17 protein-coding genes and 1 tRNA gene are annotated in these 23,678 nt (G+C 28.4%); 6 read left to right on the forward strand and 12 right to left on the reverse strand.

Annotated features, from left to right (window positions below; translation table 11 throughout):
- Positions 1 to 11 precede the first annotated feature (11 nt).
- Together Q0J69_RS03545 and Q0J69_RS03550 are read left to right on the forward strand one after the other, a co-directional pair.
- The gene (locus Q0J69_RS03545; protein WP_297204377.1) at positions 12 to 1,184 is read left to right on the forward strand and encodes a CapA family protein; all 1,173 of its coding nucleotides are present in this window, start codon (positions 12 to 14) and stop codon (positions 1,182 to 1,184) included.
- Between the two features lie 65 nt (positions 1,185 to 1,249).
- The gene (locus tag Q0J69_RS03550) at positions 1,250 to 3,790 is read left to right on the forward strand and encodes a helicase C-terminal domain-containing protein (protein WP_297204379.1); all 2,541 of its coding nucleotides are present in this window, start codon (positions 1,250 to 1,252) and stop codon (positions 3,788 to 3,790) included.
- 60 nt (positions 3,791 to 3,850) lie between these two features.
- On the opposite strand, the gene Q0J69_RS03555 is transcribed toward Q0J69_RS03550, so the two are convergent.
- Together Q0J69_RS03555 and Q0J69_RS03560 are read right to left on the reverse strand one after the other, a co-directional pair.
- Positions 3,851 to 5,902 (reverse strand): sugar-binding protein, encoded by a 2,052-nt coding sequence (locus tag Q0J69_RS03555; protein ID WP_297204381.1) that lies wholly within the window; start codon positions 5,900 to 5,902, stop codon positions 3,851 to 3,853.
- Complete coding sequence (locus Q0J69_RS03560) at positions 5,889 to 7,634, reverse strand: SpoIVB peptidase S55 domain-containing protein (protein ID WP_297204383.1); 1,746 nt, start codon at positions 7,632 to 7,634, stop codon at positions 5,889 to 5,891. The genes Q0J69_RS03555 and Q0J69_RS03560 overlap by 14 nt, the downstream gene beginning before the upstream one ends.
- 226 nt (positions 7,635 to 7,860) lie before the next feature.
- On the opposite strand from Q0J69_RS03560, the gene Q0J69_RS03565 reads away from it, so the two are divergent.
- The 3 genes from Q0J69_RS03565 to Q0J69_RS03575 are packed head-to-tail and all read left to right on the forward strand — an operon-like array spanning position 7,861 to position 10,296.
- The gene (locus tag Q0J69_RS03565) at positions 7,861 to 8,520 is read left to right on the forward strand and encodes a bifunctional nuclease family protein (RefSeq protein WP_297204385.1); all 660 of its coding nucleotides are present in this window, start codon (positions 7,861 to 7,863) and stop codon (positions 8,518 to 8,520) included.
- A gap of 18 nt (positions 8,521 to 8,538) precedes the next feature.
- Positions 8,539 to 9,711, forward strand: coding sequence for a hypothetical protein (locus Q0J69_RS03570; protein ID WP_297204387.1), 1,173 nt, complete (start codon positions 8,539 to 8,541; stop codon positions 9,709 to 9,711).
- 27 nt (positions 9,712 to 9,738) lie between these two features.
- Positions 9,739 to 10,296 carry a hypothetical protein gene (locus tag Q0J69_RS03575; RefSeq protein WP_297204389.1) on the forward strand — a complete coding sequence of 186 codons (558 nt, stop codon included), beginning with the start codon at positions 9,739 to 9,741 and terminating at the stop codon, positions 10,294 to 10,296.
- Between the two features lie 4 nt (positions 10,297 to 10,300).
- On the opposite strand, the gene Q0J69_RS03580 is transcribed toward Q0J69_RS03575, so the two are convergent.
- From Q0J69_RS03580 to Q0J69_RS03590, 3 genes are all read right to left on the reverse strand, one after another.
- Positions 10,301 to 11,203 carry a PfkB family carbohydrate kinase gene (locus tag Q0J69_RS03580; protein WP_297204391.1) on the reverse strand — a complete coding sequence of 301 codons (903 nt, stop codon included), beginning with the start codon at positions 11,201 to 11,203 and terminating at the stop codon, positions 10,301 to 10,303.
- A 24-nt stretch (positions 11,204 to 11,227) separates the two neighbouring features.
- A complete protein-coding gene (locus tag Q0J69_RS03585) occupies positions 11,228 to 13,126 on the reverse strand; it encodes a penicillin-binding protein (RefSeq protein ID WP_297204393.1) in 1,899 nt (632 codons plus the stop codon).
- Between the two features lie 12 nt (positions 13,127 to 13,138).
- A tRNA-Cys gene (locus tag Q0J69_RS03590) sits at positions 13,139 to 13,209 on the reverse strand.
- Between the two features lie 363 nt (positions 13,210 to 13,572).
- Between Q0J69_RS03590 and Q0J69_RS03595 the strand changes: the two genes are divergently transcribed.
- Entirely contained in the window at positions 13,573 to 14,019 is a 447-nt protein-coding gene (locus tag Q0J69_RS03595) for a flavin reductase family protein (RefSeq protein WP_297204395.1), read from the forward strand.
- Positions 14,020 to 14,434: 415 nt separating this feature from the next.
- Here Q0J69_RS03595 and gdhA read toward each other — a convergent pair whose 3' ends face one another.
- The 7 genes from gdhA to Q0J69_RS03630 form a co-directional block, all read right to left on the reverse strand.
- Positions 14,435 to 15,787, reverse strand: coding sequence for an NADP-specific glutamate dehydrogenase (gene gdhA / locus Q0J69_RS03600; protein WP_297204397.1), 1,353 nt, complete (start codon positions 15,785 to 15,787; stop codon positions 14,435 to 14,437).
- A 351-nt stretch (positions 15,788 to 16,138) separates the two neighbouring features.
- Complete coding sequence (locus Q0J69_RS03605) at positions 16,139 to 18,106, reverse strand: VacB/RNase II family 3'-5' exoribonuclease (protein ID WP_297204398.1); 1,968 nt, start codon at positions 18,104 to 18,106, stop codon at positions 16,139 to 16,141.
- 239 nt (positions 18,107 to 18,345) lie between these two features.
- Positions 18,346 to 19,200, reverse strand: coding sequence for a prephenate dehydrogenase (locus tag Q0J69_RS03610; protein ID WP_297204400.1), 855 nt, complete (start codon positions 19,198 to 19,200; stop codon positions 18,346 to 18,348).
- A 33-nt stretch (positions 19,201 to 19,233) separates the two neighbouring features.
- Entirely contained in the window at positions 19,234 to 20,334 is a 1,101-nt protein-coding gene (locus tag Q0J69_RS03615) for an NYN domain-containing protein (RefSeq protein WP_297204403.1), read from the reverse strand.
- A 109-nt stretch (positions 20,335 to 20,443) separates the two neighbouring features.
- Positions 20,444 to 21,298, reverse strand: coding sequence for a M23 family metallopeptidase (locus Q0J69_RS03620; RefSeq protein ID WP_297204405.1), 855 nt, complete (start codon positions 21,296 to 21,298; stop codon positions 20,444 to 20,446).
- Positions 21,295 to 22,470 carry a hypothetical protein gene (locus Q0J69_RS03625; RefSeq protein WP_297204407.1) on the reverse strand — a complete coding sequence of 392 codons (1,176 nt, stop codon included), beginning with the start codon at positions 22,468 to 22,470 and terminating at the stop codon, positions 21,295 to 21,297. Before Q0J69_RS03625 ends, Q0J69_RS03620 begins: the two co-directional genes overlap by 4 nt.
- 21 nt (positions 22,471 to 22,491) lie before the next feature.
- Positions 22,492 to 23,673: a M23 family metallopeptidase gene (locus tag Q0J69_RS03630; protein ID WP_297204409.1), complete on the reverse strand. Its 1,182-nt coding sequence runs from the start codon at positions 23,671 to 23,673 to the stop codon at positions 22,492 to 22,494.
- Positions 23,674 to 23,678: the final 5 nt, after the last annotated feature.

The following is a 23,678-nucleotide window of genomic DNA, read 5'->3' on the forward strand; positions in this document are numbered from 1 at the left end:
TGGATGAAGATATGATAAAAATTATGACAATTATTGCAGTATTAATAGCATTATTAACATCATGCTCTGAAAAAAAAGAAACAGAAGAAAAAATACCAGAACCTCCTAAAAGCATTCAGCTGGTATTTACGGGCGATATAATGACTCATCCTACTATTGTAAATGCATTTCAAAGCAATGATGTATTAATAGATTTAAAAGACTATTTTAAGGGAGATATAGTATTTGCCAATTTAGAGTTCGTGGTAAATACAAATAAGCCTCCTATGCCGTATCCTGAATTCAACGGATCATTAGAATATTTAAAGTATTTCTTCAAATATTTTAATGCTTTCTCAATAGCAAATAATCATGCCTATGATCAAGGAGCACAGGCTGAAGCAGAAACAGTAGCAGAACTTCACAGGAATAATAAATTAACTTTGGGAGGCTCTACCAATTCTTCAAGCATAGCACCAATTATAACTAATATTAATAATATACCTCTTTTTATATCAGCATATACAATGCTTGATAACGGACTTAGCCATAAAACTAATAAAAATGATTATTTCTACTTTATGAATTTCTTTCCGAAACAGGAAGATTTGATAGAAAAAGTAAAATCTGATTTAACACTTGCTACAAACAATGAAATAAAAATTATATCGCTTCATTTCGGTTTAGAGTATACAACAGCACCCGAAAAAGCAACAATAGAAACGGCAAGAGCATTAATAGAAAATGGAGTTGACATAATAATAGGACATCATCCTCATGTTCCAAGACCTGCTGAAGTTTATGAGGGAACTAATCATAGCGGAATAATAATATATTCTCTTGGAAATTTCATTGCAAATCACAAAGGAAGATATCCCTATCTCGATATAGGAACAGTTGTTACATTAAATATTAATGAAAATAAGGAAATAAGTTTCTCTTATGTTCCTACATACTATGCTTTTTTTAAAAAGAACGGATTTGAAGTTATAATGAAGCCTATAAAAGAAGACCCTAATATTAATATGCCTGTTCTATCAAGCAATTATGTTTATAGTGCTTATGATACTAATGCTATAAAAAAAGGTTATGAACTTATACATGATTTTTACTCGCCTCTGACTAATGAAAAAGTAAGAACAATGTTTTCTGAAAATATAAGCAGTAATAATATGGTTTCCAATAATAGTTTAGCTCATAATTAAATTTTTAATAAAACTATAAAAATCATTGACAAAGATTTCAATATATACTATATTATTGTACTAATATGAGTAATAATTATGCAAAAGAAATAGACAATGTATTTTCCATAGATGCAATTAATTATATGAGAAAAGCAATAGTAGATGCTTATGGAAATGAAGTATATTTTGGAATAAATTTTAATGCTTATGGTATACTAGATTATATAGAGGTAATGGCCAGAGGCAATAAAGATTCAGTACCTGCTATAATATCATTGTCATTGGAATTCGATGCTGTTATTCATAATCATCCTTCAGGACAGCTTACTCCATCAAGAGCAGATTTAGCAATAGCAAGCGAATTAGGAAATAATGCTGGTGTAGGATTTTATATAGTAAATAATGATGTTGATGAATATTATGAAGTAGTTAAGCCTATAAAATCAGAAAGTATTAAAACAATAGATGCTCCTGATGCTTTATATATGTTTACAGAAAATGGTACTCTAAGTCAGGTTTTAAAAAAATATGAATACAGACAGGAACAAACGGAACTTGTTGAAGCTACTATAGAGGCTTTTAACAATAATAAGCATTTAATATCTGAAGCTGGTACTGGTATAGGAAAATCATTTGCATATTTAGTTCCTGCCCTATTATGGCTTAAAGAAAATAAAACCAGAATAGTAATATCCACTAATACAATTAATTTACAAGAACAGATTATTTCAAAGGATATACCTTCTATTATAGGGGCAATAGCACCGAGTGTAAAATATGCTTTGGTTAAAGGAAGAAATAATTATGTATGTATCAAAAAAGTAAAAGAAGCATTAAATGACGTTAATATGCTTGATATTGGAGAACAGCTTAATTTCTTTGAAGATATTGATAATTGGCTTAATATAACAAAAGACGGTTCTATAACAGATTTGGGGTATAAACCTAAAGCTGAATTATGGGAAATGGTTTGCTGTGATACAGACACTTGCACTCATAGAAAATGCGAATATTTAGAGGACTGCTATTTTTATAGGATGCGTAAACAGTTAAATGCCGCTCAGTTATTAATAGTTAATCATCATATACTTTGTGCTGATTTATCTTTGTATGCTGAAACAGCAGGAAGATACAGCCTTCTTCCAAGATACACAAAAGTTTTAATTGATGAGGCTCATAATTTTGAAAACTCAGCATCCAGCTATTTTGGAGATGAGGGAAGCAAAAACGGTATATTAAAAGCACTTTTTTATATTTCAAGAATTAAAAAAAATGAAAAACTTGGAATTATAAAAAGTATTAATAATATGCTTAATGAAAAAAAATCATCAATAGAAAAACATGAATATGATGAAATAATAAATCTAATAAATCAGGCACATGATTCAACATCCAGAGTTAGAAATGTTGTTGATGAAAAATCAAAAGAGTTTATAAATTACTGTCATAAAAACATACAAACTAAAGAAGGCTTAGGCTATAAATTTAGAATAAGTCCTGAACTAGTTATGACAAATCATTGGCAAAATGAGGGATTAAAACCGCTTAGAGAAATAGTGCTTTCAATGACTTCTCTTGTTAATATATGCGATAAATTATATAAAAAATTCTTTGACATTGCTATAGATAAGAATTTCGATTATGAAGAAATAGCTCAAATGTCGAATGCATATTTAGAAAGATTAAAAAGGCAATTAGTATCTTTAAATTCAACTATAGATTATAAAAAAGATGAATATATTAGATGGATAGAAACTAAGCTCACAAAAAAAGGAAATCTTATACTTAATTGGCATCTGACACCAGTAACAGTTGCAAAAAATTTAAATGACTTTTTATATTCAAGATTCGATACTGTTGCAATGTATTCAGCTACTCTAACCGTTTCAAAAAGCTTTAACTTCTTCTCAAACAGATTGGGATTCGACTATATAGAAAAGAATAAAAAGATAGAAATATATTTGGAATCGCCATTCAATTATGAAGATAATGCAAGACTGTATATAGCAACCGATATGCCTGATGCTGCCTCAGATACATTTAATGATTTTACATCAAAAGTATTATTGAATGTATGCGATATAACAGGAGGAAGAGCCTTCATATTATTTACTTCTTTTTCATCTCTTATGAGTGTTTATGAAAGCACATCAGAAAAACTGAAAAAGAAAAATATAAATGCTCTAGCACAAACTGCCTCCGTTCATAGGCATACTTTACTTGATATGTTTAAATCATCATCAAATAATGTGCTTTACGGAGTTGATTCATTTTGGGAAGGTGTTGATGTTGCTGGAAAAAATTTAGAAGTGGTTATAATACCAAAACTTCCATTCGCCGTGCCTACAGATCCAATAAGCGAAGGAAGATACAGATACATTGAAGAAAATGGAGGAAATGCATTTTTAGATTATGCCCTTCCTTTTGCTGTTATAAAATTCAAACAAGGATTCGGACGCCTTATAAGAAGTAAAGATGACAGAGGGGTTGTATTTGTTTTAGATAAAAGATTATATACTAAAACTTACGGAACTCAATTTATACAATCTCTTCCAAATGCTAAAATTCTAAGAGGAAGCATGAGAGAAATTTTTAATGACATGAATAATTTTTTTGATTATTAAAAAAGAAACAGCAATTAAAAAATCACTGTTTCTTTAATAGTCTAATTATATTATTATATTTTATATTAAGAATGAATAATATTTAGTATTTCCTTCCGTATCCATAACCTCAATAGTAACAGAACCTGCCTCAGCATCTTCTATATTCACGGTAAAAGTTTCATTTGTAGAATCAAGCATTCCGTCATCAGGAACTATATATGCCCATTCTCCAGTTATAGTAGAATATCTAACTGTTTTGATAAAAGAAAGTTTATCTTCTATTCTAAAAGTTATTTTTCTATTAGCACCATCTCCTGTTACATTAAAATCAAATATTTCAGGAGGATCATTATCATATTTAACATTAAATACTTCTAAACTTTTTGTTTTTATTGCTCCTACAGGATTATCATATTTATCGCTTGCTGTGATTTTGAAATCATATATTCCAGAAGGCATCAAATATGAATTAAATTTATAATATGATGTTTCTAAATTATTGGCTAATTTTCTGTAATTTTTTTCACCTTTTAATCTGTATTCCAAATCATATATCAATTTATCTCCATTAGGATCGGAACCTTTCCAATATACCATAGATTCATTTTCTTCTAATTGAGGACTTTTAGCTGTTTCAGAAGAATCATTTTGCTGACGGTAGCGTGTGGTAAGTCCTCCATTCAAAACTTCAGGTGCTAAATTATTTTCAACATAAGTGAAATCCACAGAATTTAATATAGGCGTAATCTCTGTATCTGATGTTTCCATTGTAACTTTGAACTGCATGAATCTTCCATTAGGAACATCAACTTTTCCATTAGCAGCAACAGCAGTAAAATCACTCCAAGTATCATCCACACGTGCAGCATTTCCAGTTCTAACCTCTATAGATATATTGGCTCCGTCTGGTATGCTTCCCATAGCACTTAAACTTCCTAATTTGCTTAAAAGTTTCAAATCCAAAGTATCGCTTGTGAAACTGCCCTTTTGAGGATAACCATGTTTTATTTTGTATATTTCACCAGTTTTTGATATGGCAAAATAAAGTCCGTCATCAGAAACAGCAAAAGTTGAAAGTATTTTATTTTTCAAACCGCCTATATATGATAATAAGCCGTCATCACCATTTATTTTATATATATCAGCAGTATCTCCTGTTACAAAATAGACATTATTATTATTATCGCTGCTCATAGCAAATACAAGCATCTGATTCAAAAAGAATAATCTTTGAACTGTTCCGCTAGGATCTGCTTTATATAATGAATTTCTAAACTCTTTATCGCTTTCATCAGGTCTTTTATCCCCGTCAATTATAGAAGGAAGAAGCAAATAAGCAGGTTCTCTTGTAGCAGTGCCGAAATATAAATTACCTGTATTATCCATAGTTATAGCATAAACTTCGCTCTCAGCAGTGTCATAAACAACATTGTATGAAGGGCTTTCTAAATTAGTTGATAAATCTATACATAGAACAAGTCCTCTTCCAGCAGTTCCTACATAGATTTTATTTCCTTTTTTATCAAAATATAATGACATAGCATGCTGTTCATCTGTTTTTAATATTTCAGATACATTCCCATCAGGAGAAACTCTTAATACTCTGGCATTATTACCGCCTGCAGCAAGAAATAAATTACCATTATTGTCAAATTTCATATCCCATACATAAGTATCATTCAAGTCCTTTGACCAAATCTCATTTCCCTGACTGTCATACTTTCTTATTTTGGCATAAGGACCAGTTGCCGCATAAACATTTCCAGCATCATCAGAAATAACAGCAGTAAAGGCACTTTCATTTTCAGCCGTTAAAAAATGCGTAAAATTTGTTTCCCCTGCATTTCTTTTATATAGTTCAGCACCGCTTCCGCTTATAGCAGCAAACATACTTCCGTCATTTGCAGGATAAATCTTCCATATATCTTTTCCAGCAATAGCTCCATTCTGCTCTATAACTGGGGCTAAAGTTAAAGCACCTTGTTCTGTAAGCATTATACCGTCATAAATTCCATTATCATAAAATCCTCTTCTGCTGCTTGAAAATGTTCTTGTAACAACACCAAAAACCATATTGGAAGATAATATTAATATTAATTGTAATATAAAAACAATCTTAGCGATTCTCATATTTTTTAGCCCCTTCAATTATTATATCTAATTTCATTAAACCAAGTATAGAATACGGCATTTGATAATCTCCGTCAACAGCAGTTATAACGGCAGCTTTATCAGATGTAGCATTCTTTGCCATAATACCATATTTTGATGGAGGAAGCGTAGGATATAAATCCTTACCTATCTGCACTCCCCTTGATGATGAATAAAGCCATACTTTTATATCACTGTCATCATAAGATTTACCGTAAATACGCATAACATCATCTAAACTTCTAATCTCATATTTATTAGGCATAAACAACTGTTCTGCATAATTATAAATATACTCATTAGCAGCATAAATACTGTATTTATCTGTTTTCAAATTAACAGGAAGTTTAACTGGTATATCTATATATTGCTTCTCCTGTCCGTAAGGAGTAAATCCTACTCTTAAATGTATAGTTTCGCCTGCTACAGCTCTAGGTTCTACTAATGTTATATCATTTAAGAATGCATATTCAAGATTATTTCTTTTAATAGATAATTTCACAGATTTTATGCCTACTCTGTTAAAATTATTATATATAAAGAAATCAACAGGTGCTATTAATTGTTTTATGGCAGATTTGAAAGCATCAGTAGAAGAATAAGCAAGTATTCTGTCATCTACTTTATAAGGTTCATTAAAATAATCAGTTTCTATTTCATAGCTTATACTAAATACTCCTTCCTCATCTCCGCCTGCAGTAGAACTTATAGCACTGTATATTGCCATTGAGAGTATATCAGAAAAATATGTAGGATCATTCAATACTCTAAAATTATAATCTCTAGTAAGGAAAGTTTGATCTTCTATCTCCAATTTTACAGGAACCATAGTATTTTCAGGAACCTCTCCATAAACTCCAGAAACCCCGAAAACTCCGTCATAAACTGTATATCCTAAATAATTGGAATAAGCAGCACCTAATTTGAATGAAGAGTCCACGGAGGCAACTATATGATTAATATATGCCCTTGATACAGGGGCTCTTAATCTTCCTTTAGACCACATAGAGTGTCCGAAAAGAAGGAATTTCTCATCATCAGTATGTGAAACTGTACCAATACCTGCCATTGAAACATCTCCGTCAGCTAAAACTATGGCAACAGAATCTCCAAATAGGAATTTCATTGATTGATTAGTATCTGAAACGGAGCCTCCAGCCTGCATAGGAAAAAATCCGCCTTTTTTGAAAATACTTGAATATTCATTAAATGCTTTTCCGCTTATGCCAGAAAATATTAATGGAGTTTGAAGCGAATTATTATCTGTGAAAGCTAATGCAGGAGATTTAGCATTAGTATCATCATACAGTTTATACATTTCTTCTATTGGAGTAACGCCTGCTATAGGGTCTTTGGCATAATTCCATCCGAAAGCCAATGCTCCAGCTATTTTGCCATTAAAATATATAGGAGAACCGCTCATTCCTGCAACCGTACCTGAATGTTCTAAATCAAGTCCTTCGCATCGTATGAGTATAGCATCACTGTTATGCCATCTTTTTCTCAAAATGGATAAAACCTTCACTTTGAATGGTTCTACATTCGTTCCATGTATAACAGTGTATCCAACGCCCTCCATTCCCTCATAAATTTCGCTTATAGGTATAACTTCAGGATTCTCAGGCGGATAAGGAGGTAGTTCTTCTGTCTGTGAAAATAAATTTAAAGTTAATAATAATAGTGTAATAATTAAAAATATCTTTTTTCTCATAGTTCCATATTATAAAATATTATATTTTTTTCAAGTAATTATAATTAATAATTAAACTATATCAATATAAAATTAGTAAAATATTAATACAAATTTAATTACTTATCGGAAAAATAATTATAAATAAAATATGATATGGGATTTATAAAAAATTTACCTTGACAAATAATATATATATATTAATATTATATAACTATATAATAGGTTTATAAAGAGGTTTATTAAAGTGGTTGAAGCAAAGATACTTAATTTAGCAATTACGGATAAAGGTTTTGCAGTCATATTAAAGCCGATAAAATTAGAAAAAGTAGTTCCTATATCAATAGCATATTTAGAAGCACAGTCTATAATGTCAAGTCTAATTGGATATAAGATAGAAAGACCTCTTACACATGATATAGTAAACAGTATTTTTCAAAACTGCGGTATTAGATTGATAAATGTTATAATAGATAATGTACATATAGATACATTCTTTTCAAAATTGGTTATAGAACATAATGGAAAAAATATTTTTATCGATTCAAGACCTTCTGATGCTATAGCCCTTTCATTAAAATCAAAAGCTCCTATTTTTATAGAAGAGCATGTTATAGAAAAAGCTGGAATAATACTTGAAAACAGTGAAGGATTAATGAAAGTTAAGGACAGTATACCTTTTACATATCAAAGATTTGATAGAGAAGATATTAAAGAGAATAATGAAGAAAGTTTAATAATTCAAAATGATAATTCTGTAAACGAAGATAATCTTGATAAAGACATACCAAAGGATAATAATAAAAAAAATAAAGAAGAGTTACAGAAATTATTAGATCAGGCTGTTAAAGAAGAAAGATACGAAGATGCAGCTAGATATAGAGATGAGCTGGATAATTTAAAATAATATAGCTTTAGAGGTTATATGAAACACTATATTAAAATTACTTTTTTTATTATAATAATGCTATCCAATTTAATATATGCTAAGCCTTCAGACAAAATAAGATTTGAGGCAAGCGAACTTACAAAATTGGAATATGATTTCTTTACAAAAATAGATAACGGCGAAACTAATGATATAGAAATACATTATGATGGGTTTATAATAGCATCAGGAATTACAGATGAAGAAGAATTTAAATTCTACAGAGGCAAATTAAATGATATAAGGAATTTAGCAAAAAATGAATTATCTCAATATGTTGAAAAAGGTCCTTATGAATTTGGAAAAATACTTCTGAATTGGATGTATTCCAGCGGAGTATTAAAAAAATATTTTGAAACCTCTACCCTATTTCAGGATTTAATATATAAAGGTGAATATAACTGCTTAACTTCAAGTATATTATATTCGCTATTATATAAAGAATTCGGATTTGAAGTTGTAGGAGTACTCACTTCAAGCCATGCTTTCTGCACAGTATCCACAGAAAAGGGAGATATAGATGTAGAAACTACAGTATCAAAAGGATTTAATCCTGGTCAGAAAGAAATAAGAAATACAGGAAACTCCACAATAGTTACATTTGTTCCTCAAGGAAATTACAGAAACAGAAATGAAGCTGATATATTTACACTAATAGCTACATTATATCCAAATTCAATTTCATTAAAAAAAATAGAAAAAGATTTGGAAAAGCAGCTTGTTATGGCTAAAAAAGCATATTATCTTTCTCCAAATACGAAAATGTATAATGATAATTTGGTGAATGCATACAACAGACTTGCATTAGACTATCTTAAAAACAATAATTATGAATCTGCATATAAAACATTGGGAGAAGCATTGGCATTTAATCCTTCAAGTCCTATGACAAAAAATAATAGAATACATTATTATAATACTATGGGTACTTCATATTTAAGCCAAAAAGATTATCCTAGTGCAATAAAAGTATATAAAATGGGAATATCCGATATAGGCGATGATGCTGATGTTTTAAAAAGAAATTTAAAAGTGTCTTACTATAATTATGCTGTTACTGAATATAATGAGAGAAGATATAACAATGCTAATACTATATCAGAAGAAGCGTTAAAATTATTCCCAAATGACAGAGATTTTATAAGATTACTATCGTCAATACCGAAATAATAAAAAAATAATTCCGAATAATATAATATGAAAAAGATATTTATTATTTTATTATTAATTACCATATTAAGCGGATTATTATTAGCCGAAAATAGTTTTAATTATAATTTAAATATTAGATTTAGAGTAATAGAAAAATTTGATAAAATAATATCTTCAGATAATAAAGAATATATATTTTATATAGATGCCAATTATATTTTCAGCGATGAAGGTAAAAATATATACAGCAATAATATATATAATATTAATAATACTTTAGCAGACTTAGAAAAACAAGAAAAAGAAGCACAAAGCCAAGAAGAAAAAATGACATTAAATCAAAATATAAGAATATATAAAGGACTTCTAGCTTATAATACTCCTCCTTCTAAATTTATTTCTCTATTGATTAACAGACAAATACATCAGTATATTTCAAAATATCCTTCAAGCTATATAGACAATATGATGCAGAATAACTTGCAGTTATTATATGACAATATAAGAAATTCAATCATAACAAATGAAAATTATACAGGAAATTTCACATCTATAAGATTTTTAACGAAAGAGAAATTTAAATACTATACAGGAAGAACTTAAATAATTATAAATTAAACTTAGCCTTAACAGCATTAACATTATATCTAGCAGTTCCGCCTTTAACTTGAACCATTTCCTCAGAAACAGCAGAAGCAAATTTCAATATATTATTAATATCAAGTTTTTTTAATATAGCATAGCTCAAAGCAGCACAAAATGAATCTCCTGCTCCTACTGTATCAATAACATCTATTTTGCTGGACGGATTAAATATATACTCATTACCATAAAATACACTTGCCCCGTCTTTACCTAATGTAAGAAATATATAATCTATATTAAAATCTTTATTAAGTTCTTTTAATAATATCTCATTATCATTTTTTAAGGAAGGATAAAATAAGCCTTTTATTACAGCAAGTTCATCATCATTAATTTTTAATACATTTACAAACTCTAAAGCCTCTTTTATTTTTTCTTTTGTATAATAATTCTTTCTAAATGTTACATCGCATACTCTATAATCAGCATTTATATTTTTGCATATTTGCTTCAGAGTACTGTATGATTTTTCATTTCTTTGTGAAAGTATATTGAAATAAAATATATCATATTTTTCTTTCAAGGCACTATTTATATTCTCAGTGTATTCTATATTATCCCAAGCAGCATTTTCATGTATTATATAATCAGGAACCTTATTTTCATTTAAAAATACTGTAGCTTTACCTGTTTCATAATTATCTAATATTTGTATCAAAGACGAATCTATATTTTCATTACTTATAAACTTTAATGCATCTTTAGAATAATCATCATTACCTAAAGCTGTTATAAACTTTAATTTATCATCGCTTCCAATAAGTCTTGATAATTGAAGGCTGTAATTAAAAGGTGCTCCTCCAATAACTGCTGTATTGTCATATACATCATATAAAAGTTCTCCGAAACTAAGTATATTGCTCATAGTATAAAACCCCGAAAAATTAAATTATTCCTTAACAGGTGCCTTTAATAATAGCCTTATTATAGAATTATTTGTAACCGTACTTCCATAAGCAGGTGAAAAATCAGAAACATATCCTTCGCCTTGTATAGCTATCTTGGCATTATTATTAGAAACAATATATGATATACTGTTCAAAGCATCTCTTAAAGAAAGACCTGATATATTAGGCATAATATTGTTTGTAATTCCATAATTATTGGAAGGCGGAACCAAAGAAAGAAACTCATTAGTATTTATAGTATATATTTCCCCATCAACCAAACCTAAATAAGGTATAATTTGATTAGCAATTTTTGCAAAAAGAGGAGCCGCTACCCTTCCTGCTGCCTGATTGCCAGCACCTTGCGGATCATCCAATAATACAAGTATGGATATCTTTGGATCTTCAAGAGGAAAACCGCCTATAAATATAGATTGATAATATTTTTCAGGTTTATCATCAGCATTATCTCTGTAAACCTCAGTTATAGCTGTACCAGTTTTGCCTACAACATCTATATTAAGAAGATTAGCTCTGTATCCTGTAGAGCCTGATTCAACGCCTTTTCTAAGCAAAACTCTAGCTATCTGCGAATACTGTTCATCTATTATTCTTACCTTTTTTAGATTGTTAGTAGCACTTATTTTTTCAATACCATTATAAAAATAATCAACAACATGCATAGGAACTTTCCATCCGCCATTCAAAAGAGGCAAATAAGAAGCTGCTATCTGCATAGGCGTAACGCTTAAATCATAGCCTATAGATAAATATCCTCGTGAAAATCTATGCCATTTATTTAAAGGGTGATATATTCCGCTCCATTCATTCTTGTAAGGTCCTACCCCTGTAGGTTCTCCGAAACCAAATCTTTTCAAATAATCATAAAAAAACTGCCTATCTATTCTTTCAGCTATAGTTACAATAGCATAGTTGCAGCTGTATTTTAATATATCATTAAAAGAAACATCCCCATGAGGATAATCGCAGTGTATTCTAGTTTGTCTGCTGTAGTCATAATAGCCTTTGCAATGAAAAACCTCATCACTATTAACAACGCCCTGTTCTATGGCGGCAAGCTCTGCAAATATTTTCATTGTACTTCCTGGATATATAGTACTCATTATACTTCTATCCATCCTTTCATTATTAACATAATCAAAAGGATTATTAGGATCAAAAGAAGGATATGAATAATTTGCTATTATTGCTCCAGTATTAACATCAGAAACTATAACGGTTACAGACTGAGGAGATTTTTCTGCAACCGTTTTCAATACTTCATTTCGCACTATAGTTTGAACATCTCTGTCTAAAGTAAGTACTATATCTTTAGGATTATCATTTTCTGATGAAAGCATGTACTCATAAGTTGCCTCAAGTCCTGCATATCCTTCCGTTTCAGTTCTATTCATATAGCCTATAACATGAGCAAAAACATCCTCATAGGGATAAAATCTCTTATAACTTTCTATACCGTATATACTTCTTACATTATACTTATCTTTAATATTTTTTATTTTCTTATATGAATCCAAATTTATATTCTGAGCAAGCATTATAGTTCTTCTTTTAGTATTAAGAAGTTCTGAAAATTTTTCTTTGGTTATCCCTATAATATTAAATATTTGACTGTAGGCTTCATTTATGTCGGTTTCTTCATTTCCGTCTAATGAAACTGATTCTGTATCAAGATATATTGTATATGCTGGTATATTTATAGTAAGAGGACGCATTTTAGAATCATATATTGTCCCTCTAGGTTTATCCAGTCCGTTTAATGAAGATATGGATTTTCTATTTTTTATAGTTAAATTAAATAGCTGTATAAGTATAGCTATAGTTCCTATTCCAAAACATACAAGGAACAAATATAATCTTTTAACTCTGCTGTCATTCATAGTTAGAAAATGAGGCGGCGAACGGATTTGAACCGATGATAAGAGTTTTGCAGACTCCTGCCTTACCACTTGGCGACGCCGCCATACTTATAGATGTCATTAATAATATATTAAAACAAATAAAAAGTCAATATATTAAAAAAATATATTTTGTTTAGTAGTATAAGTTTTTATACATCTTGAAAAATAAAAAAGCAGTATCATTGTTATAATTTTTTTACTAGAAAACAAATAAAATCACACTGCTATTAAGTAAAAATTGTATTTTCAAATTTATAGCATATATGGTCATCACAATTAATAAGATTAGTTTTGAATCAAGTATAATATATTTTATTAATAGTTATATTTATAGCTTCACTAAAAGTTAGTTTCTAACATTTTTGTTCGTACTTGTTTTTTAGGATGAAGTTATTATAATTTTTAATAACAACAAGGAGCATTTCATGGAAAAAATAAATTTGGCAAAAGCATCAAAAATTACTTCTCCAAATCCTGTTGCAATAGTATGCACTCAGAAACCTGACAGAAGTACAAATCTAGTAACTGTATCTTGGTATACTTATCTATCTTATAACCCAAATATGATAGCTTATGCTATGGCTAAAAGTTCTTATAGCGGTGAATTAGTTAGAGAAAATAAAAAAGTTATAATTACTATTCCAAGTGAAAATATTAAAAAAATAGTAATGGAATGCGGTATACATAGCGGAAGAGATATAGACAAAATAGAAAAATTTGAAATAAAAATGCAAGATATTCCTACAAGCGATATAAAAATTCCTCTTTATAGTGCAGCAGCTATACAATGCAATTTGAAAGAATTTATTGAAACAGGAGATCATTATTTATATATATGCATGTTGAAGAAGTATATGCTGATGATAAAGTAGAGGCTGAAGGTTATGGAAAAATAGCATCAGCTAAAGAATCATAATTATTACAATATATCTGTTGAAATTTTGTACTTGTATATATTTGTATTATTAATTTTGATAATTTTGGCTTTGCTGTAAATCATAAATTCATACCGCTCTGTGTGCCGAAGTAGTCCATCTTTGATATTGGCGGGTAAAAGGCTGTATATTTATATCTTATTTTATATAATATTATATTACATTTAAAACAATAATATATAAAAACACTATATATATCTTTAATGCTAATCCTATAAAATACAAAATTATAACACCTATAATATTTTTATGTATACTGAAATGATGCTGTAAACAAAAAGCTAAATATTAAAAAATAATGCCATTAGTAATATTTCATACTAATGGCATTTACAGAAAACTACATAAAGTATTAAACTAAACCGTAAGGTATCATTGTATCAGCAACTTTTACAAAGCCAGCTATATTTGCCCCTTTCAAATAATCACCTTTACATCCGTATTCTTCAGCAGTTTGATAACAAGTATTATGAATATTAGTCATAATATTTTTAAGTTTGTTATCAGTATAATCAAAATCCCATTTATCAAGAGAAGCATTTTGCTGCATTTCCAAAGCAGAAGTAGCAACACCGCCTGCATTTGTAGCTTTTCCAGGTGCGAATAATACGCCAGCTTTTTGGAATATTTCAACAGCTTCAGGAGTAGCAGGCATGTTAGCTCCTTCAGTAACAGAGATACAGCCATTTTTAACCAATGTTTCAGCACTTTTAGCACTAATTTCATTTTGAGTAGCACAAGGCATAGCAATATCGCAGGCAATATCCCAAATATTTCCATTTTCTATATATTTAGCAGAAGAATGAGCAGAAGCATATTCTTTAATTCTTTTTCTTTCTACTTCTTTTAAGCGTTTAACAGTATCTAAATTAATACCATTTTCATCATAAATAACACCATTAGAGTCGGAGCAAGCAACAACTTTAGCACCTAATTGAGAAGCTTTCTGCATAGCATATATAGCAACGTTACCAGAACCAGAAACTACAACTTTTTTACCTTCAAAGCCGTTTTTACCATTAGTTTTAAGCATAAGATCAGTAAAATATACAAGTCCGTATCCAGTAGCTTCAGTACGTACTAAAGAACCGCCGTAACCTAATCCTTTTCCTGTTAATACACCTGGTTCAAATCTGTTTTTAAGTCTTTTATACTGTCCGAATAAATAGCCTATTTCTCTTCCGCCAACTCCTATATCTCCAGCTGGAACATCGATATCATAACCTATATGTCTTTGAAGTTCTGTCATGAAGCTTTGGCAGAAACGCATAACTTCATTATCGCTTTTTCCTTTAGGATCAAAGTCAGAACCTCCTTTACCTCCTCCTATTGGAAGACCTGTAAGAGCATTTTTAAATATTTGCTCAAAACTTAAAAATTTAATAATACCTAAATAAACAGATGGGTGAAAGCGAAGTCCTCCTTTGTAAGGTCCTATTACACTTGAGAATTGTACTCTAAATCCTCTATTTACATGTATTTCTCCCTTATCATCCATCCAAGGAACTCTGAACATAATTTGTCTTTCAGGTTCGCATATTCTCTCAATTATCTTTTGTTCTACATAATGAGGTTTTTTCTTTAAAACAACTTCTAAAGTGCTTAATACTTCTTTTACTGCTTGGTGAAATTCAACTTCACCAGGATTTCTTTTAACTATTTTGTTATAAATAGCTTCTAGTTGTTCGTTCATCTGAGAAGACATATTTAATCTCCTTAATTATTAATTTTTATTTGCTGAAAATATTATACACTAAATAGTATTATTGTCAATAGTAATGTTATCGGTTTTTTATTAAATTATTATTTTTTTTTATAAAAAATTTAAAAATAGTTTTAAAATACTGCATTTTATAAAATAAATTTAAGTATACTCTATTACTAAAGAAAAATATAAATCAAAAACAAAATAAGAATTTATAGGTTAATATATAAAAAGTACAATTCGCATGAATATATATTTTTTCCAATATCAGAAATTTATTTAAACAAATTAAAAAATAATATTAATCAATATAAACTTAATATATCTAAATATTAAGTTAAGCTTAATACATTATCTTCTCTTTTTATTTTTTTTTCTTTCTTTTTTATTAGATGAATTTCTTTTTTTATCTTTAGATGATTTAGATTTTCTTGAATATATTTCTTTTTTGTTTTTCTTTTTTAAGAAATCTCTGCTGTCTATTATATCTCTGTCATCAAAACTATTATCAAATTCGCTTGCAGGCATAAAGTCAATAAATAATTCTTTAATATCAACCTTATAAACTACTATTCTTATTCTGTCGCCTAATGTGTACCATTTAGCATCTTCTTCGCTGTATGCTGCCTGTTCATTTTCATCATAATGATAATGAGATTTTAATAGAGCATATCTTATTAAGCCTTCTATTCCTCTATCTTCTATTTCTACAAATATTCCGAAGTTTGTAACTCCGCTTATTATTCCATTATATTCATTTCCTACCTTGTCTTTCATAAATCTAGCAGCTTTTACTTTAGCTAAAATTCTCTCGCATTCAACTGCAATTCTTTCAGTTTTTGAACACCACTGTGCCGAATTGGTATAAAACTGCTGCATAGTAGGTTTTAAATTATTTATACCTTCTAAAGAAAGTTTTAAAAGTCTATGAGTAAGCAGGTCGGTATATCTTCTTATAGGCGAAGTAAAATGAGTGTAGCATTCAAAACCAAGCCCAAAATGCCCTATATTATTAACATCGTATATTGCCTGTTTCATAGAACGAAGAAGCAGTGTAAGAAGCAATTTTTCGTCTGGCTTTCCCATTATCGATTCTATAAATGAATGAAAATCCAAATTCCCTTCAGCATCTCTTGTAATTCTATATCCTCTATTAAATGCTATTCTTGTAAAAGTATCCAGCTTTTCCGTATCTGGACTGTCATGCACTCTGTAAATAGAACCTTTTATATTTTGTAATCTTTTAGCTACTTCACAGTTTGCAATAAGCATTAATTCTTCTATTATTTTATGGCTTTCTTTTCTCTCTCCTATAAAAAAGTCTTTAGGGTTTCCGCCTTTATCTAATATTATCTGAGTTTCATTAAGATTAAACTCTATACTTCCGTTTTCTATTCTCTTTTGAAGAAGTATTTTTTTTACATCATCAGCATTTTTTAATAATTCTACAAGCCAATCTTCATCTTCTTCTATGCCGTCCAAAACATCCTGAGCATAATCATAAGTTAGCCTTCTGCTTGATTTTATAACGCTTTTATGAAAACTGCTTTCTTTAACATCGCCTTTATTATCTATTGTTATAAATACCGTCATAGTAAATCTGCTAACACCTTCATTTAAAGAACATATACCGTTTGACAGTTCATGAGGAAACATCGGATAAACTGTATCTATTAAATAAACACTGTTTCCTCTTTTTCTAGCTTCTCTGTCTAAAGAACTTCCCATTACTACAAAATGGCTTACATCAGCAATATGAATGCCTAATTTATATCCGTCATTTAATTTTTCTATACTTATAGCATCATCAAAATCTTTTGAATCTGCTCCGTCTATTGTAACAGTTCTTATATCTCTTAAATCTATTCTGTCGAACTCTAATTCTACATTTTCCATGCTGTCTGGCAGTAGTTTAGCCTCTTCCAAACATTTTTTTGGAAAATCTGTGGGTACATTATATGCTTTTGCTATTATCTCAGCATCTTTTTTGGCATTGTTAACATCTATTTTTATTTCAGGCTTTGGTATGCTTGTTTTTTTGCCAGCCCTATCATCATTTTTATTTTTACTTAACTTTCTATTTTTTGATACATCTTTTTCATTTATTCTTTTTAATTCTTTTTCTAAATACGTTTTGCCTTCTTTAGTTAGTTTTAAAAAATTTCCTTTTCTCATTACTAATCCCATAGATACAGACTTTTGAAGCATTTTTTCAAAACGTAATTTATCTTTTTTATTTTCTATATGTTCTTTTTTGTATAGTTCTATATTTAATTCTCTGTTTTTATCAATTCTCTTTAGTAATTTTATTATCTTCATAACTTGGATTAACCCTAAATATAGTATTATATGTCTTATCATAAAAAAGATAATTGCATTTTTTATGATAATATTTTCATTATAGCAGTATTATTTATAATGTCAAACTAGTTTATTTTTACAAGTTCATATATATGCGGTTTTTATTTAAGAAAGCATTTATTTATTTTTTTAGTCCCCCCTAACTTTAATTGGGGGGGATATAATTATTAAGTATATATTACTTTTGTTAGTATATTCTAATATTTAATATTTTTTCTATTAAGCCATTCATTTTTTACATTATTTGAATTGATCATTAAATTTTTTAATTCATCAATATCTTTATCATCAAGTGCTTTTTTAAAGTCGTTTAAGCATTTTATATATTTAGAAAGTGAATCAGATAAATATGTACTATTATACATGAATAATTCACTCCACATATTAGCATCTATTGTACCAACTCTAGTATGATCTCCCAAACTGTTACCTTCATAACCCAAAGAATTCAAAAAACTTTCATGATTTACAATTGAGCATGCTATTATATGCATAAGCTGGCTTGTAAATGCTATCATTTCATCATGTTTATTTGCTGATGATACAATAATATTTGCACATCCTATATCATTTGCCATGTTCTCTATTATTTTTATATCATTTTCATAAGCATTTTCATTATGCGTAATAATGGCATTGGAGTTTTTAAACAGGTTTTCAGAAGAGTTTAAATAACCTCCTTTTTCCTTTCCAGCCATAGTATGAAGACCTACGTACTTTTTATCTTTTGTATTATTAAATATATCTGTTTTTACTCCGCAAAAGTCAGAAAGTATTTTATTATTATCAATTAATGGTTTATATTTATTTATTATCTCCAACGCTATAGAAGGCAATGTGCATATCATAATAATATCCGCCCATTTAATAGCATTCTCTATATTATCATAATTAAAATCACCTTTTAAAATATATTTATCTTTCAATGCTGAATCTATATTATCTTTATTAGTATCTATAGCCCATATATTATAATTTTTATTACAGCACTTTAATGCTTTTATTAAAGAGCCTCCCATTAAACCCATTCCTATAACAGTTATATTTGACATATTATTTCCTTATAGTAAAAATTAAATTATTTTTTATTGTTCATCTTCTATGTTTTCAAGAATCTCTAATACTTTATTTTTATCTTTCATAATAAAGCTGTTTCCCTTATTGGTTAATTCAATAGGAGTATCTTTTTTTATTATATAATCTATGAATTTACTAGGTCTTTTAAACTTAGTATGTTTTATTGCACTAGAACCATTGCCTATATTAAATTTTTTATTTATTTCATTCATGGCATTGGCTAATGGTATCTCTTTATTTTCTTCATGATTACTCAATATGTCTTTAAATGATGCAATTAAATCTTTTTTAGTTATTTCATAAATGCTTAAGTTTAAAATATTTGACATTATATTTTTGAAAATATTTATATCATCTATATAAAAGTCATCTCCGTCAGTTTTTGCCTCTATTCCATTATTATTTAAATATTTTAGTACATTTTTAATTTTTTTAAATTGTGTCTGTTCTATAGCACTTTTTCCTTTTTTTAAATTAAAATCTTCATTTATTTTATTGCATATATCAGAAGTAGAAATTTTTATATTTTCAGTATTACTGCTGATATTATATATTTCAATAACCCTATTATAAAAACATTGCAAAAAATCATTCTTTTCTATTTTGTTTTCTGCTTTTATATCCTTTTCTTCTTTTTCATTTATTTTATAATCTTCTATTTTAAATATATGATCGCATGAGTTTCTAAATATATCTCTTTTAGCATTATCAAAAATAGTAACAATTGAAGTTAAAGCTCCATATCTGTTTAATCTTTCCATAATAACACTATAATCAACATCTCTAGTTACAAATACAATTATATCAATTTTTTTATATATTACAAAATCCTCAAATGCATCTATTGAAGATATCATATCAGCCATGTTTTTAGCTTTATTTACAGGTACAGAATAAATAATGTCTATGTGTAAGTCCCTTAATTTTTTTGAGTACTTTTTTATTGACTTGGCATCACCATAAGATTTTTTTACAGAAAAGTAAATATCTTTATCTTTTAAATTATTTTTATAAAAAGAAAATATATTATTAAGCATTAACTCAAAATTAATATCATAACTTAAATGACATATATTTTCTAAGTCTATATAAATACCTATTTTTTTCATAATATTATCTCTGTATTTTTTATAATATATTTTACAGAAAAACCTGCAAAAATACAATAAATAATTTTGATGATAATTATTAATATTTTATTTATGGTTAAAAATATTTTTAATAGAAATTAACAGTTCTGGTTAGTACAACTGATTTATTATCAAAATCTGTAACTTCTGCTTTAAATGTATATTTTCCTCTTTTAGGGATAAAAACACCTCCTCTATAAAAATGCGAATCTACTCCGTAAACTTCTTCAAAAGTATATTTTGGAGATATATAATATACATTATCCCTTTTTATAAAATATGTAAAATCATAATCACGTACTAATTCATCATTCATATATATTTTAACTCTTTTAAGTCCCATTGGTATACTTCCAAGCAAATCGTATGCTTTTACAAATAATTTTATCTCTCCGTTGTATCTCATGGACATTTTATCTTTTATTTGTATTAATCTGTTTTCTGTTCTTAAATATATACCATGAATTAATGGGGCCTGATCAGAACCTTTAGTTATTTTTAAATATTCTAATGGATCTATAACCAAACCTTCTTTCATATTTTCTATAGTTAAATGCAAATGTGCTCCTCCTGATCTTCCGCTGTTTCCAGTAAGTGCCACAACATCTTTTTCTGTTACTTTAGCGTAAGACTTTTCTATTGTGCCCGGTTCTATATGATAATAATAACTTCTAACACTGTCAGGATGCTCTATCATAAGTATATTTCCTACTCCGTATACAGGTCTTGTAGGGTCTTCATATTCATCATGGTAATAAACTATTTCTCCATCCTCTATAGGATAAATTTCCATTCTGTTTCCCCCGAAATCTACACCGTTATGGAAGTGATCTGTTCTGAATTCTCCAAATGTACTTGTTATTCTTATTCTTGTATTATCAATAGGAATTCTAGCAAACAAAAATGATGATAAAATAAATAATATTAATATATATTTTTTCATAGTTTAACCCTCTTGTATGTATAAATCATTTTATCACTTACAATCATATATTCATTTTGTAAATTTGATATATCAAGGTAATATACCCATCCATTTATATGTTTTTCAAATACTATTTCTTTGTATTGATTATTATATATAAAAACAATACTTTCGGCATCTTTTGAAACACTCATAATTGTTGAATTAGTTTCGCTGTTTAATTTCATATTAATAGCATTCTGCATATTATATTTTTCTAAATTAATTCGGTCTGTTTCTTTTCCCCTGTTTAAAGAATATAAAATAATATCTCTGTCAGCAAGCATAAAAGCTGTCATAGATCTTTCACTTACATAAGATGATACATGACGTCTTCTGTTTAATTGCGTATCGGAATACCATACAGTGCTTCCTTTAGCATCATATAGAGTAATATATTCTGGTCTTATTCCGCTTACAGATAATGCAAAACTTCCATATTCACTTATTGCAACTGATTTTACTATATTTATTTCGCTTAATATTGCTGATATAGAAAAATCCAAATTGCCGTTTCTATTTATATATGCAATATCTCCGCTTGAGAAACCTGCAATATAATCTCCTGTATTAAGAGCAAATGCACCATCTGTTATAATTTCTCCATACTGAATATGTCTGCTTAATGGATTATTATTAAAATCAAACATTTGTATCTTTGAATTATCGCTTGAATGATATATAGTTCTTTTAGCATAAGGAGCTATTTCAGGATAAACGGATGTATTTGTACGCCATATAATTATACCCATATTATTATAGGCATCTATATAATTTCCATATCTTTTATACACAATAAAGTTTTCGTTGTTTAATGTTGCCAATTCACCCCTTGACAAATTTGTGCTGTATATAGTATCGCCATTAAAATCAAAATAGTGTATTATACCTTCAGGCTTGCTGAAAAAATTATGCTTGAATATACCATCTATATTAAAATTATTATCATGCGATGGGGATTCTATTGATGAAACAGATTTATTCCAAATATTGATGGTATTATATTCTTCATTTAATCTATTTGTACCAAAGAAAAAAATAAATAGTACTATAATAGTTATTGAACTTATTATAGTAAGGTACCTAATAAAAAACGGTTCTATTTTATGTATATTTTCTGAATTTATTATTGATTTATCTTTTATTTTCATTTATTTTTTGTTAATCCTAAACTACTTTATTTTAGTTAGAACTTTAGTATTAAATGAAACAGGTTTTTCCAATATACTTAGAGGATCAAAAGTCATGTTTCCAGCTCTCATTTCCCAATGACAATGAGGTCCTGTAGACATTCCTGTAGAACCTATTAAACCTATAACATCTCCTTTTTTTACATACTGTCCTTCTTTGGCTATTAATTTGGACATGTGGAAATATGAACTATAAACACCTTCTCCATGATCTATAACAACACAGTTGCCTCTGACAAATAACTCTCTTGATACTCTTACAACTCCGTTATTTGCTGCAATTATAGGTGTGCCGTTAGTATTTGCTATATCGAAGCCTTGATGATATCTTGCATAGTCCTTTGTATATCCTCTAAAAGCACCGAAACCAGACGAGTATCTTCCCTGAGAAGGCATTATATAAACTTTATCAGCATAATTAGTAGGAGTATAGCTGACATAGATTTTACCATTCAATAATTCTCTTTCCTCTCTTGATTTTTGAGGGTTGCTTATAATATTTTTCATAGTGGAAGTAACACCAGGAATTTGCTTAGGTTTAGGAGGAGGAGGAGTAAAATCTAATTTTATATTTAAAGCTACATCAAGAATAGTTTTATCATTCAATTCAATATTTGAAACAAATTGATATTTTTCATCCTGAGCACCTACATATATACCGAATATGCTTTTATATACTTTCATATTTGCATCAGCATCTTTCATTTCAAAAAATTTAACTATAGGTCTTGCACTTCCTAACAGCTTGGAAGATTTTATTTTTATATCATCTTTAGAAGTTATGAATATAGTTGAAACTTTTCCTGCATAAAATGGGAAAGGATCAGCATATATTTGCAAATTATTATCATAAACTTCAAAATCTTTTAAAGAATCAAAACCGCTGTTTCTTGTATATACTGCCCCATTTATAAGTTCTGTACCTTTAGATGTTACTTTTACTTTACTGTTTTGGGCTATATAATAATATTTATTATTTATTTTTATTTCTGCATAGGCATTTTTTTTAGTTTCTATTATATCATTTTCATTTACTTCTTGTAATGCTTTTGTATTAATATCTTTTCCATCTCTGTTTACTATAATGCTTCCGCTGTATTGAAAATTGTATTGTGAATATAAAGATAGTGAAATTAAAAAAATGATAGTTATAATATATTTCATAGACT

It is taken from the genome of uncultured Brachyspira sp. (genome assembly GCF_944388875.1).
GTDB lineage: Bacteria > Spirochaetota > Brachyspiria > Brachyspirales > Brachyspiraceae > Brachyspira.